This is a genomic window from Pseudomonas sp. 13B_3.2_Bac1, assembly GCF_025466205.1.
In the GTDB taxonomy this organism is placed as follows: Bacteria; Pseudomonadota; Gammaproteobacteria; order Pseudomonadales; family Pseudomonadaceae; genus Aquipseudomonas; species Aquipseudomonas fluorescens_H.
In genome coordinates this window covers 1-19,029 of record NZ_JANLOG010000111.1, presented here as the reverse complement: position 1 = coordinate 19,029, position 19,029 = coordinate 1, and the positions used below count along the sequence as shown (strand labels likewise).

The 19,029-nt window shown below is 60.5% G+C and carries 20 protein-coding genes; 5 read left to right on the top strand and 15 right to left on the bottom strand.

What is annotated here, in order from left to right; translation table 11 throughout:
- Positions 1 to 476 precede the first annotated feature (476 nt).
- Positions 477 to 2,141 carry an electron transfer flavoprotein-ubiquinone oxidoreductase gene (locus NTD85_RS18005; protein WP_003226984.1) on the top strand — a complete coding sequence of 555 codons (1,665 nt, stop codon included), beginning with the start codon at positions 477 to 479 and terminating at the stop codon, positions 2,139 to 2,141.
- Between the two features lie 184 nt (positions 2,142 to 2,325).
- Here the strand turns inward: NTD85_RS18005 and NTD85_RS18000 are convergent, their stop codons facing one another.
- Positions 2,326 to 3,216: an AraC family transcriptional regulator gene (locus tag NTD85_RS18000; protein WP_003226986.1), complete on the bottom strand. Its 891-nt coding sequence runs from the start codon at positions 3,214 to 3,216 to the stop codon at positions 2,326 to 2,328.
- A 190-nt stretch (positions 3,217 to 3,406) separates the two neighbouring features.
- Between NTD85_RS18000 and NTD85_RS17995 the strand changes: the two genes are divergently transcribed.
- On the top strand, positions 3,407 to 4,459 hold the full coding sequence (locus NTD85_RS17995) for an NAD(P)-dependent alcohol dehydrogenase (protein ID WP_262142830.1): 1,053 nt from the start codon (positions 3,407 to 3,409) through the stop codon (positions 4,457 to 4,459).
- Here NTD85_RS17995 and NTD85_RS17990 read toward each other — a convergent pair.
- From NTD85_RS17990 to NTD85_RS17945, 10 genes are all read right to left on the bottom strand, one after another.
- Positions 4,456 to 5,259 carry an IclR family transcriptional regulator gene (locus tag NTD85_RS17990; RefSeq protein ID WP_096794901.1) on the bottom strand — a complete coding sequence of 268 codons (804 nt, stop codon included), beginning with the start codon at positions 5,257 to 5,259 and terminating at the stop codon, positions 4,456 to 4,458. The two genes, NTD85_RS17995 and NTD85_RS17990, sit on opposite strands and share 4 nt — an antisense overlap.
- A 60-nt stretch (positions 5,260 to 5,319) precedes the next feature.
- A complete protein-coding gene (locus NTD85_RS17985) occupies positions 5,320 to 6,624 on the bottom strand; it encodes an MFS transporter (RefSeq protein WP_262142829.1) in 1,305 nt (434 codons plus the stop codon).
- A gap of 183 nt (positions 6,625 to 6,807) precedes the next feature.
- Entirely contained in the window at positions 6,808 to 7,956 is a 1,149-nt protein-coding gene (gene dgoD / locus NTD85_RS17980; protein WP_007961968.1) for a galactonate dehydratase, read from the bottom strand.
- Positions 7,957 to 7,989: 33 nt separating this feature from the next.
- Positions 7,990 to 8,610 carry a 2-dehydro-3-deoxy-6-phosphogalactonate aldolase gene (locus tag NTD85_RS17975; RefSeq protein ID WP_262142828.1) on the bottom strand — a complete coding sequence of 207 codons (621 nt, stop codon included), beginning with the start codon at positions 8,608 to 8,610 and terminating at the stop codon, positions 7,990 to 7,992.
- A 19-nt stretch (positions 8,611 to 8,629) separates the two neighbouring features.
- The gene (locus NTD85_RS17970; protein WP_262142827.1) at positions 8,630 to 9,619 is read right to left on the bottom strand and encodes a 2-dehydro-3-deoxygalactonokinase; all 990 of its coding nucleotides are present in this window, start codon (positions 9,617 to 9,619) and stop codon (positions 8,630 to 8,632) included.
- A 205-nt stretch (positions 9,620 to 9,824) separates the two neighbouring features.
- Positions 9,825 to 10,352, bottom strand: coding sequence for a hypothetical protein (locus NTD85_RS17965; RefSeq protein ID WP_262142826.1), 528 nt, complete (start codon positions 10,350 to 10,352; stop codon positions 9,825 to 9,827).
- Positions 10,349 to 11,083 (bottom strand): hypothetical protein, encoded by a 735-nt coding sequence (locus NTD85_RS17960; RefSeq protein ID WP_098965002.1) that lies wholly within the window; start codon positions 11,081 to 11,083, stop codon positions 10,349 to 10,351. The genes NTD85_RS17965 and NTD85_RS17960 overlap by 4 nt, the downstream gene beginning before the upstream one ends.
- A 5-nt stretch (positions 11,084 to 11,088) precedes the next feature.
- Complete coding sequence (locus NTD85_RS17955) at positions 11,089 to 11,583, bottom strand: PAAR domain-containing protein (protein WP_103484718.1); 495 nt, start codon at positions 11,581 to 11,583, stop codon at positions 11,089 to 11,091.
- Positions 11,580 to 12,242 (bottom strand): hypothetical protein, encoded by a 663-nt coding sequence (locus NTD85_RS17950; protein ID WP_098965004.1) that lies wholly within the window; start codon positions 12,240 to 12,242, stop codon positions 11,580 to 11,582. Before NTD85_RS17950 ends, NTD85_RS17955 begins: the two co-directional genes overlap by 4 nt.
- Positions 12,243 to 12,400: 158 nt before the next feature.
- Positions 12,401 to 12,880: a GNAT family N-acetyltransferase gene (locus tag NTD85_RS17945; protein WP_003226995.1), complete on the bottom strand. Its 480-nt coding sequence runs from the start codon at positions 12,878 to 12,880 to the stop codon at positions 12,401 to 12,403.
- Positions 12,881 to 13,095: 215 nt separating this feature from the next.
- Between NTD85_RS17945 and NTD85_RS17940 the strand changes: the two genes are divergently transcribed.
- The 3 genes from NTD85_RS17940 to NTD85_RS17930 all read left to right on the top strand — a co-directional run bounded on the left by NTD85_RS17940 (position 13,096) and on the right by NTD85_RS17930 (position 14,490).
- Positions 13,096 to 13,749 (top strand): HD domain-containing protein, encoded by a 654-nt coding sequence (locus NTD85_RS17940; protein ID WP_262142825.1) that lies wholly within the window; start codon positions 13,096 to 13,098, stop codon positions 13,747 to 13,749.
- A gap of 97 nt (positions 13,750 to 13,846) precedes the next feature.
- Positions 13,847 to 14,191, top strand: coding sequence for a hypothetical protein (locus NTD85_RS17935; RefSeq protein ID WP_003227000.1), 345 nt, complete (start codon positions 13,847 to 13,849; stop codon positions 14,189 to 14,191).
- 44 nt (positions 14,192 to 14,235) lie between these two features.
- Positions 14,236 to 14,490, top strand: a complete 255-nt coding sequence (locus NTD85_RS17930; protein WP_003227002.1) for a hypothetical protein — start codon at positions 14,236 to 14,238, stop codon at positions 14,488 to 14,490.
- A 153-nt stretch (positions 14,491 to 14,643) separates the two neighbouring features.
- Here the strand turns inward: NTD85_RS17930 and NTD85_RS17925 are convergent, their stop codons facing one another.
- From NTD85_RS17925 to NTD85_RS17910, 4 genes are all read right to left on the bottom strand, one after another.
- Complete coding sequence (locus NTD85_RS17925; protein WP_262142824.1) at positions 14,644 to 15,573, bottom strand: PfkB family carbohydrate kinase; 930 nt, start codon at positions 15,571 to 15,573, stop codon at positions 14,644 to 14,646.
- Complete coding sequence (locus NTD85_RS17920) at positions 15,566 to 17,032, bottom strand: purine-cytosine permease family protein (RefSeq protein ID WP_262142823.1); 1,467 nt, start codon at positions 17,030 to 17,032, stop codon at positions 15,566 to 15,568. Before NTD85_RS17920 ends, NTD85_RS17925 begins: the two co-directional genes overlap by 8 nt.
- Positions 17,033 to 17,234: 202 nt before the next feature.
- A complete protein-coding gene (locus NTD85_RS17915) occupies positions 17,235 to 18,233 on the bottom strand; it encodes an ADP-ribosylglycohydrolase family protein (RefSeq protein ID WP_262142822.1) in 999 nt (332 codons plus the stop codon).
- Positions 18,230 to 18,943 (bottom strand): GntR family transcriptional regulator, encoded by a 714-nt coding sequence (locus NTD85_RS17910; protein WP_045122582.1) that lies wholly within the window; start codon positions 18,941 to 18,943, stop codon positions 18,230 to 18,232. The genes NTD85_RS17915 and NTD85_RS17910 overlap by 4 nt, the downstream gene beginning before the upstream one ends.
- Between the last annotated feature and the right edge of the window lie 86 nt (positions 18,944 to 19,029).

Sequence of the window (19,029 nt, the reverse complement as noted above, 5' to 3'; positions counted from 1 at the left end):
GGCGGTTGATGCTCATCGGGCACAAGGGCACCTCTAAAAACGCCGGCTGGGGGCGATGACCGTTCGTCAGTGGTGACCAACGGGTCATTGATTCGCACGGTGTGTAAACTGCGCGCCGGACTTGCGCTGCGCATCACCTTGTACTGCCTGTGCCCTGTCTTTAGAGGTGCTCTTGAAACCGCCAGTCTGCCTACGGCGAGCGCAAAACCGCCCGTATCTTGACCGGAACGCCTATTCCGGTCAATACGGCAAAATGGTCGTTCATAAGCCGCGCTTCTTTGATTTCTCTGGGCTGGAGCCGATTCAAACAAACGTTTGTATTGGACGCTCAGAGTGGTGTAGATATAATGCGCCGCCTAGAGAGAAAGGTGGTTTCCCATTATTACCCTTGACGTTAACGTAAAGGCAATAACGGATGCGACACCGAACCTCCAAATTAGAAAAAAAACTGTTGAGCCTTGAGTAGGAGATAGCCTGTGGAACGCGAATACATGGAATTCGACGTGGTCATCGTCGGTGCCGGCCCCGCTGGCCTGTCCGCCGCCTGCCGTCTGAAGCAGAAGGCCGCCGAAGCCGGTAAGGAAATCAGCGTCTGCGTGGTCGAAAAAGGCTCCGAAGTCGGCGCACACATCCTTTCCGGTGCCGTGTTCGAACCACGCGCTCTGAACGAACTGTTCCCGGACTGGAAAGAACTCGGCGCCCCGCTGAACACCCCGGTCACCCGCGATGACATTTTCGTGCTGAAAAACGCCGAAAGCGCGCAGAAAATTCCTGACTTCTTTGTGCCCAAGACCATGCACAACGAAGGCAACTACATTATTTCCCTCGGCAACCTGTGCCGCTGGCTGGCCCAGCAGGCCGAGAACCTGGGTGTGGAAATCTACCCTGGCTTCGCTGCTCAGGAAGCGCTGATCGACGAAAACGGCATCGTGCGCGGGATCATCACCGGTGATCTGGGCGTCGATCGCGAAGGCAATCCGAAAGAAGGCCTGTACACCCCGGGCATGGAACTGCGTGGCAAGTACACGCTGTTCGCCGAAGGCTGCCGTGGTCACATCGGCAAGCAACTGATCAAACGCTACAACCTCGACAGCGATGCCGACGCCCAGCACTACGGCATCGGCCTCAAAGAAATCTGGGAAATCGACCCGGCCAAACACCAGCCAGGCCTGGTGGTGCACACCGCCGGTTGGCCGCTGGACATCATGGGCACCGAAAACACCGGTGGCTCGTTCCTCTATCACCTGGAAAACAACCAGGTGGTCGTCGGCCTGATCGTTGACCTGTCCTACAGCAACACCTACCTGTCGCCGTTCGACGAGTTCCAGCGCCTCAAGCACCACCCGGTGCTGGCTCAGTACCTGGAAGGCGGCAAGCGCGTCAGCTACGGCGCCCGCGCGATCTGCAAGGGTGGCCTGAACTCGCTGCCGAAAATGGTCTTCAAGGGCGGCGCGCTGATCGGTTGCGACCTCGGCACCCTGAACTTCGCCAAGATCAAAGGCAGCCACACCGCGATGAAGTCCGGCATGCTCGCCGCTGAATCGGTGGCCGACGCACTGTTCGCCGAGAAGGATGGCACTGAAGAGCTGACCTCCTACGTCGACGCGTTCAAGAAGAGCTGGCTCTACGACGAACTGTTCGCCAGCCGCAACTTCGGCCCGGCGATCCACAAGTTCGGCGCGATCGTCGGCGGCGGTTTCAACTGGCTGGACCAGAACATCTTCGGCGGCAAACTGCCGTTCACCCTGCACGACACCAAGCCGGATTACGCCTGCCTGAAGCTCGCGGCCGACTGCAAGAAGATCGACTATCCGAAGCCGGACGGCAAACTCAGCTTCGACAAACTGAGCTCGGTGTTCATCTCCGGTACCAACCACGAAGAAGAACAGCCGTGCCACCTGAAGCTCACCGACCCGAGCATCCCGATCAGCAAGAACTTGCCGCTGTACGACGAACCGGCGCAGCGCTACTGCCCGGCCGGCGTGTACGAAGTGATCACCAAGGAAGACGGCGAAAAACGCTTCCAGATCAACGCCCAGAACTGCGTGCACTGCAAGACCTGTGACATCAAGGACCCTTCGCAGAACATCACCTGGGTCACGCCGGAAGGCGCTGGCGGCCCGACTTACCCGAACATGTAAGCTGAACCGCTGAACATCAAGGCTCCCGAAATGGGGGCCTTTTTGTTGCCCAGGATTTTTTCCACAGCGCATGACTCATGTGGGAGCGGGCTTGCTCGCGAATGCGGTGTGTCAGTTGACGGATAGGTTGCCTGACACGCAGCCTTCGCGAGCAAGCCCGCTCCCACAGGGAATCATCGTCGAATCAGGCTACGCGCTCATCACCAGGGCTGCGCTCGAAATAGCGCTTGTACTCACGACTGAACTGCGACGTACTCTGATACCCCACCCGATGCGCCACCTGCGCCACGCCCAGCCCTTCGGCCACCAGCAACGTCTGCGCCTTGAGCAGGCGCAAGCGTTTCAGATACTGCACTGGCGACAACAGCGTGCTGCGCTTGAAGTGCTCATGGAACGACGAAACACTCATGTTGGCGCACCCGGCCAATGTCTCGACATTCAGCGGCTCGGTGTAATGCGCATGCAGATGGCTGATCGACGCCGCCACCCGGGCAAACTGCCCCTGCTGTTCCACCAGCGCGCGCAACACATCGGCCTGCGGTCCGCGCAGCGCGGTGAACAACAATTCACGCACCCGCGCCGGCCCGAGAATCTGCCGCTCCAGCGGATCATGCAGGCAACGCAGCAAGCGTTCGACACAGCCGCGCATGTCATCGTCGAGCACCACCGAGGTCATCGACTCCGGAGTCTGTGCCGGAATGTGCCGCCCCGGCGCCAGCCCCATGGCCAGCACCAACTCGCCGAGCAACACCCGGTCGATGGCCACCGATACTCCGAGCAACGGCGCATCCGGCAAGGCAAAGGTTTCGCACTCGAACGGCACCGGCAGCGCCTGAATCAGGTAATGCCCGGCGCCATACTCCATGGTGCGCGGGCCGAGAAACGCCAGTTTGCTGCCCTGAGCGATGATCATCAGGCTCGGCTCATAAATGTGTGGGCCACGCGCCACGTCGCAACTGGCACGCAATACCTGCACGCCGGGCAGCCCGGTCTGGCTGTAACCATCGCGGAGCGCCAGCGGCTCGATCAGCGAAACCAGGGTGGCATTGGCATCAAGGTGACGGGTCAACTGCATCGGAGGGGTCTTCAAAAAAGTCACGGAAAAAGGCATGCAAGCATCATCGCAGATCCTTTTGCCAATGCGCTTGCCCAGACCTGCATGCCGGAGGATTAGGCATGAGACCCGGAGGAATCGTCATGGCCGCAGCGGCAGTCGGCGCCCAAAATGCGCCACCTCACCTGTCACTGCTTCTGCGAGGTTAATCATGTACACCGCTATCGGTTATGCCGCCCAATCGGCCACCACTCCCCTCGCCCCGATGAAATTCGAACGCCGCAGCCCACGCGCTGACGACGTGGCGATCGAGATCCTCTACTGCGGCGTCTGCCACTCCGATATCCACCAGGCACGCAACGAATGGGGCATCGCCGTTTATCCGTTGATGCCCGGCCATGAGATCGTCGGAAAAGTCACCGCCATCGGTGCGAATGTCACCCAACATAAAGTCGGCGATCTGGTCGGCGTCGGCTGCATGGTCGACTCTTGCCGCACCTGCGCCGCCTGCCAGCAGAACCTCGAGCAATACTGCCTCGAAGGTCCGACCATGACCTACGCCACCCCGGATCGGGTCGATGGCAGCAACACCATGGGCGGTTATTCGGACAGCATCGTCGTCAGCGAGCACTTCGTCGTGCGCATCCCTGAAAAGCTGGATCTGGCCAGCGCTGCGCCGATTCTCTGTGCCGGCATCACCACCTACTCGCCGCTCAAGCACTACGGGGTCAAGGCCGGCGACAAGGTCGGGATTCTCGGCATGGGCGGCCTCGGCCACATGGGCATCAAGTTCGCCAAGGCGCTGGGCGCGGAAGTGACGCTGTTCACCCGTTCGGCGAGCAAGGCCGAGGAAGGTCGTCGGCAGGGCGCCGATCATGTGATCGTCTCCACCGATGCCGAACAGATGGCTGCCGCTGCAGGCCGGTTCGACTTCCTGCTGGACACCATTCCGGTGCAGCACGACCTCAACCCGTACCTGCAAACCCTGCGCTTTGATGGCGTGCACATTCTGGTCGGCCTGATCGAACCGATCGAACCGCCGGTGCATGCTGCCAACCTGGTGCTGGGCCGCCGCGTGCTGGCCGGTTCGCTGATCGGCGGCATCGCCGAAACCCAGGAAGTGCTGGATTTCTGCGCCGAACACAACATCACCTGCGACATCGAAATGCTCGACATCCGCCAGATCAACGAGGCTTACGCGCGGATGATCGCCGGTGACGTGAAGTATCGCTTCGTGATCGACATGGCGACGCTGAAGCTTTAAACCTTCAGACCGAGTTCTGCCGAGAGCCGGGCTGTGACCCCTTTGATCAGGGGAATCAGCTCGGCCATTTTTTCCAGCGGCATGTACGGCACGGTGCTGGCGATGCTGATCGCCGCCACAATCCGCTTGCTCGCATCGCGAATCGGCGCCGCCACACAGCGGATCGACGGTTCGTTGTCTTCCAGATCGAAGGCGTAGCCGCCGGCCACGTACTCGGTCATGCGCTGTTCGAGCTGTTCCCACGATTGCTGGGGATGCTGCGGCCAGAACTGACTTTTCCCACCCGCCGGCAGGCTGATGTCGTACAGCCGCTGCCAATCCTGCGGCGCATCATCGAGCATCAACGCCTTGCCGATCCCGGTGCGCGCCAGCGGCATCCGGTGGCCGACCCGCGAACGCATTTCCGGGCCGTTACGCCCCGGATTCTTCAGCAGGTACAACACCTCGTCGCCCTCACGAATGCCCAGGTGCACGGTGTCCCCGGTCAACGCCGACAACTCGTCCAGGTACGGCCCGGCCAGACTCACCAGCGGCAACTCTTCGCGCGCCTGAAACCCCAGCTCGATCAGCTTCGGCCCCAGCAGATAGCCGATTTGCGGCACCACGCGCAGGTAGCGCTCGTCGACCAGGCAACTGGCCAGACGATGGGTGGTACTGCGCGTGGTGCCGATCAGCCGGGCGATCTCTTTCAGATCGCGGGCGCCACTGGCCACCGCCTGCACCACACCCAGTCCGCGAAGCAGGGTCTGGGTGCCGGTGGGCGCGGCGTCCTTGGTTTTTTCCGGGGCGTCTTCCTGCATATCCAGCCTTTACCGTTGAGCGAGGGAACGGGCGGCATTATGGTCGCCCGACGCAGACGACTACAACTCGATACGCTCGACCTTGCCTACCAGCAGCACGTAGGACAATGCACCGATCAGCGCCAGAACCGCGATGTAGGTGATCGCCGGAGCGAACGAATCACCGCTGGCGAGGAAACCGATGACAATCGGCGTGGCAATCGCCGACAGGTTGCCGATGAAGTTGAACACCCCGCCGGTCAAACCGAGCAAACGCGCCGGAGCCAGGGTCGAGACCAGCGACCAGGTGATCGAAGCCAGCCCGTTGCCGAAAAACGCCAGCGCCAGGAAGGCAATCACCAGCGGCGTCGACTCAACGAAATTGGCGCCGATGATCGAAGTGGAAATCAACAGTCCGCCAATGATCGGCAACTTGCGCGCGAAGCCCACGCTGCAGCCACGGCGGATCAACAGGTCGGAAAAGAACCCCGAGCACAGCACACCCACGAACGCCGCGAGAAACGGCAGCGAGGCCAACAGGCCGGACTTGATGAAGTCCATGCCGCGATATTTCACCAGGTAAGTCGGGAACCACGTCAGGAAGAACCACAGTGTCGAGTTCAGGCAGAACTGGCCGAGGTAGATGCCCCACAACTTGCGCTTGCTCAGGACGATGCCGAGATCGATCCATCTGAACGAGGCCTTGGCCGTTTGCGCTTGAATATCCACCAGTCCGCCGCCCTCGCGGATCAGATCGATTTCCGCGTCGTTGGCACCTTTGAAATCACGCGGTTCGCGATACACCGCGTACCAGATGGCCGCCCAGATAACGCCCGCCACACCGGTCGCGACAAACACCATGTGCCAGCCGAATTCATGTTGCAGCCAGGCCAGCACCGGGGTCAGAAACGCCAGGCCGACAAACTGCCCGGAGGTGTAGAAGCCAATCGCGGTGGCCCGCTCACGCTCGGGAAACCAGGTGGTCACCACGCGGCTGTTGATCGGATAGGCCGGTGCTTCCAGCGCGCCGACCGCCATGCGCAAAACGAACAGGGCAATGAAGCTCGCGGCGAAGCCGAGCAGCACCGTGGCCAGCGACCACAGCAGCAGCGCGACGCTATACAAAATGCGCGGCGGTACCCGATCCACCAGCCAGCCACCGGGGATCTGCATCGCGGCGTAGGTCCAGCCAAACGCGGAGAAAATCAGCCCGACGTGAACCGGATCAATGCCCAGCTCGCTGGTCAGCGCGGGCGCGGCAATCGACAGGTTGCTGCGGTCGAGGTAATTGATGACCACGGTGATGAACAGCAACACCATGATGAAAAACCGCTTGCGGCTAGGCGTGACTAAAGACGCCTGCCCGGTGAGGGTTTGCGTTGGCATGGGGGGTGCCTCTTTTTATGATTATTTGAGGTCATTGACGCAATCTCCCATCCATGGAGATCAAACACTGTGGGAGGGGGCTTGCTCCCGAATGCGGGGTATCAGTCGACATCTCTCCAGCTGACATGCCGCATTCGGGAGCAAGCCCCCTCCCACAAGGATTTGTGGTGAGTCAGAAGGGACTCACCACTCGGCAAAACTGCCATCGGCATGGCGCCAGATCGGGTTGCGCCAGCGGTGGCCGACCGCCGCGCGTTCGATCACGTATTCCTCATTGATCTCGATGCCCAGCCCCGGCCCGTTCGGAATCTTCACGAAGCCCTGGTCGTAGTCGAACACTCGCGGATCCTTCACGTAGTCGAGCAGATCGTTGCTCTCGTTGTAATGGATACCCAAGCTCTGCTCCTGGATAAACGCGTTGTAACAAGCCGCATCCAGCTGCAGGCACGCCGCCAGCGCGATTGGCCCCAGCGGGCAATGCAGCGCCAGCGCCACGTCGTAGGCTTCGGCCATGTTGGCGATCTTGCGGGTCTCGGTGATACCGCCGGCATGCGAGGCATCCGGCTGGATGATGTCGACGTAGCCTTCGCTCAGCACCCGCTTGAAATCCCAGCGCGAGAACAGCCGCTCGCCAAGGGCAATCGGCGTGCTGGTCAGCGGCGCCAATTCTTTCAGCGCTTCGTAGTTTTCGCTGAGCACCGGCTCTTCGATGAACATCAGTTTGTACGGGTCGAGTTCCTTCATCAGCACCTTGGCCATGGGTTTGTGCACCCGGCCATGGAAGTCGACGCCGATACCGACGTTCGGCCCGACCGCATCGCGCACGGCGGCAACGTTGGCCAGGGCCAGATCGACTTTCTCGAAGGAGTCGAGGAACTGCAGCTCTTCGGTGCCGTTCATTTTCACCGCAGTAAAACCCCGGCTCACCGCCTCTTTCGCGGCGCGTGCGGTGTCGGCCGGACGATCGCCACCGATCCACGAATACACACGAATCTTGTCGCGCACCTGACCGCCGAGCAGATCGCTGACCGACACGCCGAGGGCCTTGCCCTTGATGTCCCACAGCGCCTGATCGATACCGGCCAGCGCACTCATGTGGATCGCGCCGCCGCGGTAGAAGCCGCCGCGGTACAGCACGGTCCAGATGTCCTCGATGTTGCGTGGGTCTTTGCCGATCAGGTAGTCGGACAATTCTTCAACGGCAGCGGCGACGGTGTGCGCGCGGCCTTCGACCACAGGCTCGCCCCAACCGGTCACACCCTCATCGGTTTCGACCTTGAGGAAGCACCACCGCGGCGGGACGATGAAGGTGGTGAGTTTGGTGATTTTCATCTTCTTGTCTCTCTTATAGATGCGCCAGAAAGGTTAGCGAAGGGCTTTCCAGGCGGCGACGTAAGCCTTGGCATTGACGGCAACTTGCTCAACGCTCATGCCCGGTTTGAACAGTCCGGAACCGAGGCCGAAACCTTTCACGCCAGCGTCGATGAACGCTTGCATGTTGTCCGGGGTGATCCCGCCGACCGGCGCCAGCACCGTCCCGGAAGGCAATACCGCGAGCCACGCCTTGACCACCGCCGGGCTCATCTGCTCGGCCGGGAACAGCTTGAGAATGTCCGCGCCCTCCTCCAGCGCCGCGAACGCTTCGGTCGGTGTCGCGACACCCGGCGACAGGTACAGCCCCGCCGCTTTCGCTGCGCGCAGCACCTTGGCGTCGCTGTGTGGCATGACGATCACCTGGCCGCCGGCCTCTTTCACCAACTCGACCTGCTCCGGGGTCAGCACCGTGCCAGCACCGATCAGGCAATCGGCGGGCAAGGTCTGACGCAGGATGCGGATACTTTCGTACGGCGACGGGGAATTGAGCGGTACTTCGATGAGGCGAAATCCGGCTGCATACAGGACTTCTCCGACAGCGGCGGCTTCCTGCGGATGCAGGCCACGGAGGATCGCGATCAGACCGTTTTGTGCCAGTGCTTGCTTGAGCATGTCAGGCCTCCAGTCAGGGTTAACGGGATGAAGAATCGAGCAGTCCGGCGGCCAGCGCCAGTTGCCACAAACCGCGCTCGGTGGCCTGCTCGGCGAGCGTGATCCGGGCGAAACCGCAGGCATCGAGGGCCCGGCCGTAGCGGGCGCAGAGTTGCACGTTGCCGATGAGGACGATCGAAGGCAGATGCACGCTGTTGCGTCGGCGGCGCTGAGCCGTGGCGAGTGCCGCGAGTTCATGGCCGATCAACAGGCCGGACAAATAGTCAGGTTGTGCACTGGCGTCGAGTTCGCCGGTCAGGCCCAGCGTGCGGGCACTGAACAGCGTCGAGAGCACGCCAAGCTCGCCGTCCGCCGATAGCGCCACTTGCACGCCACGATCAAACGCCGGGCCATCGAAAGCCGCGCCGTGCTGTTGGGTACGACCCAGAATGCTGTGATGACTGAGTACGGCGAACACTTCGCCGGTCATGAAGGTATCGAAATGAATGATGCAGCCATCGACCACTTCCACCCACTTGGAATGACTGCCCGGCAGACCGATCAACAGATCGCCGCCCGCCTCGAGCGGCAAATTCTGCAGTACGCCGAGAACCTGGGTTTCTTCGCCGCGCATCACGTTGGGCAAGTGCGAACGCTGAATCACGCCCGGCACGATGTGCACCCGCGTGCCGCGCAGACTGACCAGGGTTTGTAGGGAATTTCCGAGATTGGCGACGTTCGCCGGCGTTTCGCAGTAGGCCGCTTCGCGCCAGCCCTGAGCGCTGCCGACCATGCCGCAGGCGATCACTGGCAAATCCGGCTGCGCATCGAGCCAGTCGCCGCACGCGTCTTCGAAGGCCAGTTCAAAACCGTCGGCGCATTCACGACCGTTGATGACTCGCGGCGTCTGCGGTAACTGCATGATCCCGGACGACAGCGCACGCTGCTCCAGCACCACCCCGCCCGCCGCGAGTTTATAAGCACGTAATGAGGTCGTCCCCCAGTCGAGCGCGATCAATTGCGCCTGCATCGCTTCACCTGTTTTGTTTTTGGCAGTGAGTGCGACGGACTATAGACCTTTCAAGCGCGAAATCTCAATATGTAATTTTGCATCCCATATTTTGGGACTAAATAAGTCCATTTTGTCCAACGCTGAACGACGTCCGTTTAGGTGCAGGCAGGACGACACGTTAAAAAACCAGCAATCAGTAGCAGCCGGAATCCTCTCAGCCCCATCAATCGCGCTTCTCTTGAATCGCACGCACGATGTCAGTTGCTGGGATGAGCATTGACTTCGAATAATATCCACCGAATGAATAAGCAGAAGTGAACACCTTACAAGAGATGACATTACGCTGACCTAATACCTGCAATAATTCACTGGCAGGCATAAAAATATTTGATACGCCCTCATCCTCTTTTTTAAACGAGGACAATTTGGCCATATAAATATGCTCCGCTTTAGATCCGGAACTATCAAGCTCAACAAAATCCCCCACCAAATACTGAGTCAACTTGTCAAAATCCTTAAACTCGACATCCTTATCCAGCGAGCAGAACAAAGACTCGCCCAACTGACTTTCCCCGGTCACATCCTGAAAAAAATTCAACAGATCGGTTTTCGAATCAAACTTAATACCTAAAGATGAGTGATCATCTCCACCACTGACAGAAATCAAGTCAATATCAATGACCGGAAGAACCGGTTGCTTAGTGCAAGAACTGCACAGCAGCAGTGTCAGAAAAACAAACAACGACTTCATTTCGAAGATTCCAAATATTGACTCAAACGTTCATACACAATATCGCAAGCCGATTTACCACCCTGTAGCGTAGCGCCAAACATGACACCTGCCTGACGATGGTTGGCGTCTACCGCTTCGTTGATAGCTGGCCCAGATGTCATAACCCAACGCTCGCCCATGCTTGCAACGTTATCAGATGAATCCGTCACCTTGGGCGAAGCCAATACATTGACCCAATAATCTGCCGAGGGCTTCGGTGTCGTGAAATATATATCAGACACCATCCAGACACCTGTGCCACCGCCAACAGGATCAAGCGTTACCAATACCTTTACGGTGTAACCGCGCTCTTTCAAAATCGAAGTCAGATGTGCACCATTCCAACCACCCAAACTATGACCTACAACGACAATATAGACCGACTTATCACCTTTCAAAGGACGCTCGACGTACTTTTTAATATCTTTTTCACCGCGAACGTCTTTGTAACTTATGTATGGCAGATTCACCTCAACTTTCTGCTCATTAGTAAGACGCTTCTCTAACTGCTTCCATGCATTCATCACATTATGATGCGGCGGCTCATTTTGATAGTACTCTTCCTTATCCCCAGCACCGCCAATAAAAAACACTGCAACCTTTTTTACTTTAACCGCAGCCTGTTTTACGCTCTGATCAGTCTTGCAGGTCAACTCATGACCAGCCACTTCAGTTTTACAATCGTTGAGTGCGGGATTTTCGACTTCCATTTCGATCACTCTACGAACAGTTTAATAGTTTCGGCCAAATGCGAACTGACCATATGGGTAAAGCCCTGTTCATCGGTGATGCCATGCTCAACACGCCCATCGCCTCGCTGAATCGCATAAGGGTGGTCGGGAATAGGTTCGCCCGTGGCTTCATTAACGACCTGCATCCGATCATTGAAATGCACCGGCATCGGCAACAACCCACTAAACGCTGCCCCTCCGCCACTTTGTCCAATAATCACCGTGCCCGAACCACCGACCACGACATTGCCGTGGCCACCGGTGCTGTCGAGGGTTGCGGCGTTCAGGCCGTTGATGAATACGGTGCCGGAAACAGCGCCGGTGATCGGGCTGCCACAGGCTGATTTGTCGGTCATGCGCGCGGCGGCGAGGCCGTCGAAGAAGACGTCGGGCGAGCCGGAAACGATCGGGTTGGTGCCATGGCCTGGCAATGGGCAGGCGGTCGGGTCGGTGACGCGGGCGGCGGGTTTACCACTCAATTCAAAGCTCCTTGCTTCAGAGGTTCCGGGTGCGGCTGATGGATGTCGATGTCGGTCGCGGCGAAGCGCCAGCGGTTGTCGACAGGGTCGAACAGTGCGTGGCAGTGCTCACGGCTGTCGGGGGATGTGGCAGTTTGCAGATGTCGCCAGGCTTGGTCGGTTTGCCAGGCCAGTTCGGCCGGCGCGGCGTCGTCGAGCTCGTTGAGCCAGGCGTTGTAATTGCGCAGTTGATTACGCTCGTAAGCCGTTTGCAGCAGATCGGCCATTTGCACGCCGAGGTCCAGATGATGTTCGGCGGTCCACTGGCCGATCTCGGAATAGACGTACCAGCCCATCGGCATCAACGCGCCGTCCTTGAGCAACGAATGGCTGGCGGGGGCGACGAAACCGCAACAGATGTGCAGCGTCAGCCAGCCCTGATGCGCGTCGATAAACGCATTCGGCTCGAAGTGGCGTAACGCGATCACACGGTAGTCACCCAGGCCGGCGCTGCGTGTCATGAGTTCGGCGTCGAGCCGCGACACAAACGCACGAATGGCTTTGCCGCCCGTGCGATTGACGATGCACAGGATGTCTACCGGTTGACGCTGAGGGTTGTCAGAGCAGCCTGAGTTTTTCACCAGGCCATACAGGCGCATTGACGCCCGCAGTCCGCTCATCGCCGCTCACTCAGAGACGCAGCGAAGGCTCCACGGGCGTGGAGAAGTTTTGCCAGAAGCATTGCAGGTGTCGTCCGTGAGCGCGCAAAAATGGCGCGTAGAATGCCGGACTAGAGCGGTGGCGGCAATCACTTCAGCATCGGATTGCCATCATCTCCTCAGCCTTCGGCAAATTCGCGCAACACCTTGCCATCCATGCGATAGCGCACCCACTCTTCCTGCGGTTGCGCGCCGAGGGATTTGTAGAACTCGATGGCCGGGGTGTTCCAGTCCAGCACGCTCCATTCGAAGCGTCCGCAGTCATTGGCACAGGCGATTTTCGCCAGATGCCGCAGCAGGGTTTTGCCGGCGCCGCCGCCGCGTTGTTCGGGGGTGATGTAGAGGTCTTCGAGGTACAGGCAGTTGCTGCCGAGCCACGTCGAGTAACTGAAGAAGAACACCGCAAAACCGATCGGCACACCGTCACGCAGGCAGATCAGGCCGTGGGCGGTAGCGCCCTCGCTGAACAGGCTGCGCTCGATGTCGGTGACACTCGCAATGACTTCGTGGCGGGCCTTTTCGAAATCTGCCAGTTCGGTGATGAAGGCGAGGATTTGCGGTGCATCGCTGGGGGTCGCCGGGCGGATTTCGATCGTCATGGACGGGCCTTGTCGGAAAAGGAAAACGCCATACTAAGGCCGTGGACGGCGCTCGTCACATGGCAACACGGAGAATATCCTGCTCCGCTAGTGCAATGTGGGAGCAGGCTTGCTCGCGAAAGCGGTCTGACAGACAACAATGATGGTGACTGGATTGATACCTTCGCGAGCAAGCCCGCTCCCACAGGGAACTTCGACAATCTGAAAGGATGCTCATGAACACTGAGATTTTTATGCCCGTGGAGGCGCTCGCAGCAGCACTGCTGCCCCACGCCCTCGAACCCGGCGACGACGGTGCCCACGACCTCGCCCACCTGCAACGGGTCTGGCACACCGCGCGCACCTTGCAGGCTGAGGAAGGTGGCGACCTGGAAGTGTTGCTCGCCGCCGTGCTGCTGCACGACTGCGTGTCCGTGGAAAAAAACTCGCCGCTGCGCTCGCAGGCTTCGCGTCTCGCCGCAGAAAAAGCCGCCAGCGTGCTGACCGATCTGGATTGGCCCGAAGGCAAAATCAGCGCCGTCACCCACGCCATCGAAGCCCACAGTTTTTCCGCCAACATCACCCCGCTGACCCTCGAAGCGAAACTGGTTCAGGACGCCGACCGTCTCGACTCGCTGGGCATGCTCGGCGTCGCCCGCACCTTCTACGTCGCCGGGCGCATGGGCAGTGCGTTGTATGACCCTGTCGACCCCGAAGCCAAAGCACGCGACTACGACGACACGCGCTTTTGCCTCGACCACTTCCAGACCAAACTGCTGCGCCTGGCCGATGGTTTCCAGACCGTCGCCGGTCAGCGTCTGGCACAGGTCCGGCATCAGCGCCTGAAGGGTTTCATGGAGCAGTTCAAGGAAGAAATCGGCCTCGACTGACAGTCCTGTGTCTCGACCGTTCGTCGTTCATCAGGCACCAATCCGATTCAAGGGAAGACCAACAACAGGTAAGGATTCCAATCACTGGAGAAGCCCTATGATCTCGTCAAGGTTGACTGCCCTCGTATTCAGCGCCCTGCTCTGCCCAGCGGTGTTCGCCGCGTCCACCACCGCAGCGGGCACAGGCCCCACCGACCCGGTTCCACCACCACGCGCACCTGCCATCAACAGTGCCCCCGGCATGAACACCGATGGCTCCGGCGTGCCGTTGATCAACCAGCCACCCGCCACCGGCACCGATCCGCGCACTCAAGGCAGTGATCCCGGTCGCCAGGGCGGCATGAATACGCCAGATTCCCCTGCTACGCCTGACAACTCGGGCGCTGGAATCGGCTCCAAAACCACCACTGGTGGGTCGGGTTCCGAAGGGTCCGGCCAGTAGTTCGCCGACGCGAGCGTCCTATTCACATCCATGAAGAGGTAACCATGAACGTCGATAAAAACCTGGAAAAAGAAGTCCTCACCCGCCTGCTGCATGCCCATCCGAGCGGACTGGGCAAAGAGGTGCTGGACAACTATCGCGGTGAGAAAGTCGTGGCCAGCGCCCTCGCCGCCCTGCAGGATCGCGGACTGATCCACCATGGTCATGTGACCTGCAACGAGGCCGGCGAACACTCGTTGAATCTGCCGATCAAGCTCAGTGCGGCTGGGGTTGAAGCGGCGAGAAAGCTCGAAAGCTGACGGTAGATCCGCAAGCATTTGAGTCCAGTAGGAGCTGCTGCAGGATGTGATCTTTCAAGAGCAAAAGATCGCAGCCGGCGGCAGCTTCTAAAGGGGGTTTTGTGATTGACGCGAATACCATGTGGGAGCGGGCTTGCTCGAGAAGGCGGTCGATCAATCGCCGCAGGACTCACTGATAAACGCGTCCACCTCGGCAGCCCCCGGCGCTGTCGCCGGCCCCCAACGCGTCACCGCCAAAGCCGCCGCCGCATTCGCCCGCCGCGCCGCCTCGTGCGCGTTCAAGCCCTGCGCCAATCCGGCGACAAACACCCCGGCATGGGCATCACCCGCCCCGTTGCTGTCCAGCGCTTTCACGGCAAATCCCGGCACATGCCGACGCTCGCCACGCTGCTGAATCCAGCAGCCCTGCGGCCCGTCGCGCACCACCATCAGCACATCCTTCGGCAGATAATCCGCCAACCGATCCAGCGCTTGAGAAATGTCAGTCGCCTCGGTAAAGCGCAGCGCCTCGACGCTGTTGCTGGTCCACACATCGATGCGCGGCAGCAGCGCCAGGATCAACGGCGAGTCCGGCGACTCGACCAACGGCCCCGGATCAAACACCACGTTGATCGCCTGCGGCAGCGCCAGCGTCCAGTCCAGCAGAGCTTGCGCCTTGCCTGCATGCAGCAGGCTGTAACCGCTGACGTAGACATAATCGCCCGCCTCGGCGGCCACGCTGTTCAGGTCGTCTTGCGTCACCTCGCCTTCGGCACCGATGTAGGAAATGAAACTGCGTTCGGCCGATGAGTCGGTCAGCGCCACGCACAAACCGGTGTCGCGCTGCGCCGCTTGTTCGATGCCGATGTGGATGCCTTCAGCGGTCATCGCCTGGCGCGCCAGATCACCAAAACGCCCGGTACCGTGGCGACCGAGATAGACCACGGGCAAACCATTACGCACGGCAGCCGCCATCACGTTGAAACCGCCGCCAGCCTCGAACGCGGCAGATTGCGCCAGCACATCACCGCCGATTTGCGGCAGCTGATCCACGGCCATGACCAGGTCGATGATGACCTGGCCGGTGTGCAGCATCTTAGGCATGAGCATTCTCGACTTGCGCGGCGCGGCGATCTTTTGCCCCGCCAAGAACCCAGTAAATGCCACCGGCCACCACGAAGGTCACGATCCAGCCGAGGCCGTTGTGGCCCAGCCACGAGTCGGACAAAAAGCCCTTGAACCAGACGTTCTCGGCCGTGGTGCCGATGGTGGTAAAGCTGAAGCCGAGCACGATGGCAATCGCCCACGCGCTGAACGCGCGCCACTCGATGCCGCCGCGATACCAATAGGCGCTGCTCGGGCTGACGTCGAGCAGGTCTTTGGGGCTGTAGTAGTGACGATGAAGCAGGTCAACGACGAAGATCCCGACCCACGCGGTGATCGGCACCGCCAGCAGCGAAATGAAGGTGATGAACGGGCCGTAGAAGCTGTCGGCAATCAGCATGAAGTAGATCGAACCGGCGAAGATCGCCACGATGTCGACCACTACCGCGTAGACGCGTTTGACCTTCAGGCCGAGGGTCAGCGTGGTCAAACCGGCGGAGTACACCGAGAGGTTGTTCGACAGCAGCAGGCCACCGAATGCGGTGATCAGATACGGCACGGCCATCCACGTCGGCAGCATGTCGCGGATGGCCACGATCGGATCAGTCGCCGAGGCGAGATCGTTGTTGCCCACCGACAGCAGGCCGCCGAGGGTGATCAGCAACACCAGCGGAATCCCCGCACCAAACGCCGCCGAAGCGACCAGTCGCACAGCCTTGACGCTGCGGTGCTGATAGCGCGACATGTCAGCACCGGCGTTGGCCCAGCCGATCCCGGTGCCGGCGGCCATGGTGCCGATGCCGATGATCATCGCGCTCAGCGGCGCAGGGGTGGCGTTGAATACGGCGCTCCAGTCGATGGTGGCACAGAGGAAGCCACCGACCAGAATGTTCAACGCACCGAACACGTAGGTCGCCCACTTCTGGATCACCAGCAAGGTGGCGTGGCCGAGGCCGGAAACCGACAGGGTCAGCAGCACGAAAATCGCGATGAAAATCAGCGTGAGCAGCGGCGCGCTTTTCGCTTCCACCGGGGAGCCGAACAGGATCGAGCACAACGACAGCAACACGAACGCGGCGGTGGTGGTGTTGACGGTTTCCCAGCCCAGCCGCGACATCAGCGAGACCAGCGTCGGGCCGATGTTGCCGCGCACACCGAAGATCGCGCGCGACAGGGTCAGGCTCGGCGCGCGGCCACGGCGGCCGGCAATCGAGATGATCCCGACCACAGCGAATGAACCGGCGGCGCCGACAATCGCGACGATGATCGCCTGCCAGATCGCCAACCCGCGAAACGCCACCAGCGTGGCACCCAGCGGCAGACCGAGAATGGAAATGTTGGCGGCGAACCAGACCCAGAACAGTTGCAGCGGATGACCGTTGCACTCGGCTTCCGGTACCGGCTCGATACCGCGGGTTTCCAGCTGCCCGGCGCTTGGCCCGGCGTTTGATGAACTCATGAACAGTGCTCCTGTTTGCCTTTATTGTGGTTGTGGCAATGACGCAATAAAACTTGCTTTTGTGGCGAGGGAGCTTGCTCCCGCTCGGCTGCGAAGCAGTCGTAAATCCAAACAATGGGGTATGTCTGACACAGTGTGTCGGCAGGGTTTGGGGCCGCTTCGCAGCCCAGCGGGAGCAAGCTCCCTCGCCACAGTTATGTGGTCAACGCAAGGCCAACAGCCCCTGCACCAACGGTTCAAGCTCCAGATGATTGACCGCTTTGACCGTGGCAATCATCGGTGCCGGCCAGCTCTCGAGACCCAGGCAGGCCCCGAGCATGGCGCCAAGAATCGCTGCGATGGTGTCGGTGTCGCCGCCAAGGCTGGCGGCCATGCACAACGCATCGAATGCGCTCATCTCGCCGACCGCCACTTGCTGCGCCAGGGCGAACGACACCACCACCGATTCCTGCGATGCCACCGAAGTGCCGATCACGTCGTACAGCAGATCCGCCAGCAGTGCCTTGTCACTGTCGACGCTGATGGTTCGCGCCCAACTGATGCGCGAGGCGATGCGCCCGCCGGCCACCCAGTGACCATGTGCCTCGGCCTGTTGCGCAATCTGCTGGCCGAGGTTCAGCGCCTCGCCCAGGTCCATGCCGTTGATCCCGGCCGAGACCACTGCCGCCACCGCCGCCGCGCTGGAAATTCCCAGTGTGGTGTTGTGCGTGACCTGACAGGCCTGGACCACGGCCTCGATGAAACGCTCGGGATCGGCGACGTCTGCCGCGATGCCCACTGGAGTAATGCGCATGGCCGCGCCGTTGGTGGTGCCGTAACGCCCGGCCTCCTCCGGCGAGTGACCGGCGAGGATCATTTCAATGGCGCGTTTGGTCGATGGCCCGAGCAGGTCCTGCGAACCCTTGGCCTGCATCTCGGCTTCCCACTCGATCAGCCGTTGAGCGAGGACTGCCGGTTCGATCCGGCCCTTGCCTTCAATCAGCAACTCCCCGACCAGAATCGCCTGTTCGGTGTCGTCGGTGATCGAGCCTTTGGGCATGTTGGCGGCGATCGGTTGCAGGGGACCAGCGTCCTGCAGATCAGTGATTTTGCCGAAGCGGGTCCTGATCGTTTCGCGGTTCAGCGACTGCGTCGGCATGCCCAGCGCATCACCGAGGGCCAGGCCATAAAACGCACCGAGGGCACGGTTGAGCGCGGTCATTTCGATTCTCCAAATTGCAGGTGCAGGCGGAAATGCACCGGGTCGAGCAGGCTTTCGACCTGCTCCATGAAACGGTTCTGCCGGTCGTAGGTGGTGCGCAGGGCCTTGAGGAAAACGGTGCCGACCGGGCGCCCGAGCAGTTCGGCGTCTTCGGCATTCAGCGGTTCGGCGCCGATCCACTGATCACCGCGTTCGCCGATGTAGCCGTAAGCGGCCAGGGTGATGGTCAGCGAGTTGTCGATCAGACCGACCCGCGGCAGGCTTTCCAGGCCTCCGGTCGCCGGCATCAAAGAGCGTTCGAGGGACACCAGGGTGCCATCGTTGGAACGACGGCGGCGGTCGAGGGTGATGAATTGCTCGGTGCCGAAGCGCGAGAGCAGATCGGGCCGGGTCACGGCTTCCAGACGCAGCACTTCGGTGTTGATCAGCGCCCCGCTGTCGGCCAGCGCCTGCGCCCAGCCGCTGCGCTGATCGAGCACCACACCGTCAAACGTGACGATCGAGCCGACCCCGCTTTGCGTGGCGATGTAATTGCGCCGCTTCAACTCGGCCAGCGCTTCGCGCAACGTGCCACGGCTGACATTGAATTCCTGAGCCAACTGATGCTCGCCGGGCAACAGAAAGCCGTCCTCCATGAGGCCGCTTTCGATGCGCCGGACGAGTTCGTCGACCACCCGTTGTTTCTTGTCAAATCGTACCTGTCTAATCATGTACAAAGTGATACCCGAAACGGGCGCACACGAGCAAGAAATATTTGCGGGGGCAGACAGAAGGCGGGGGATGACGCAGTCCATTG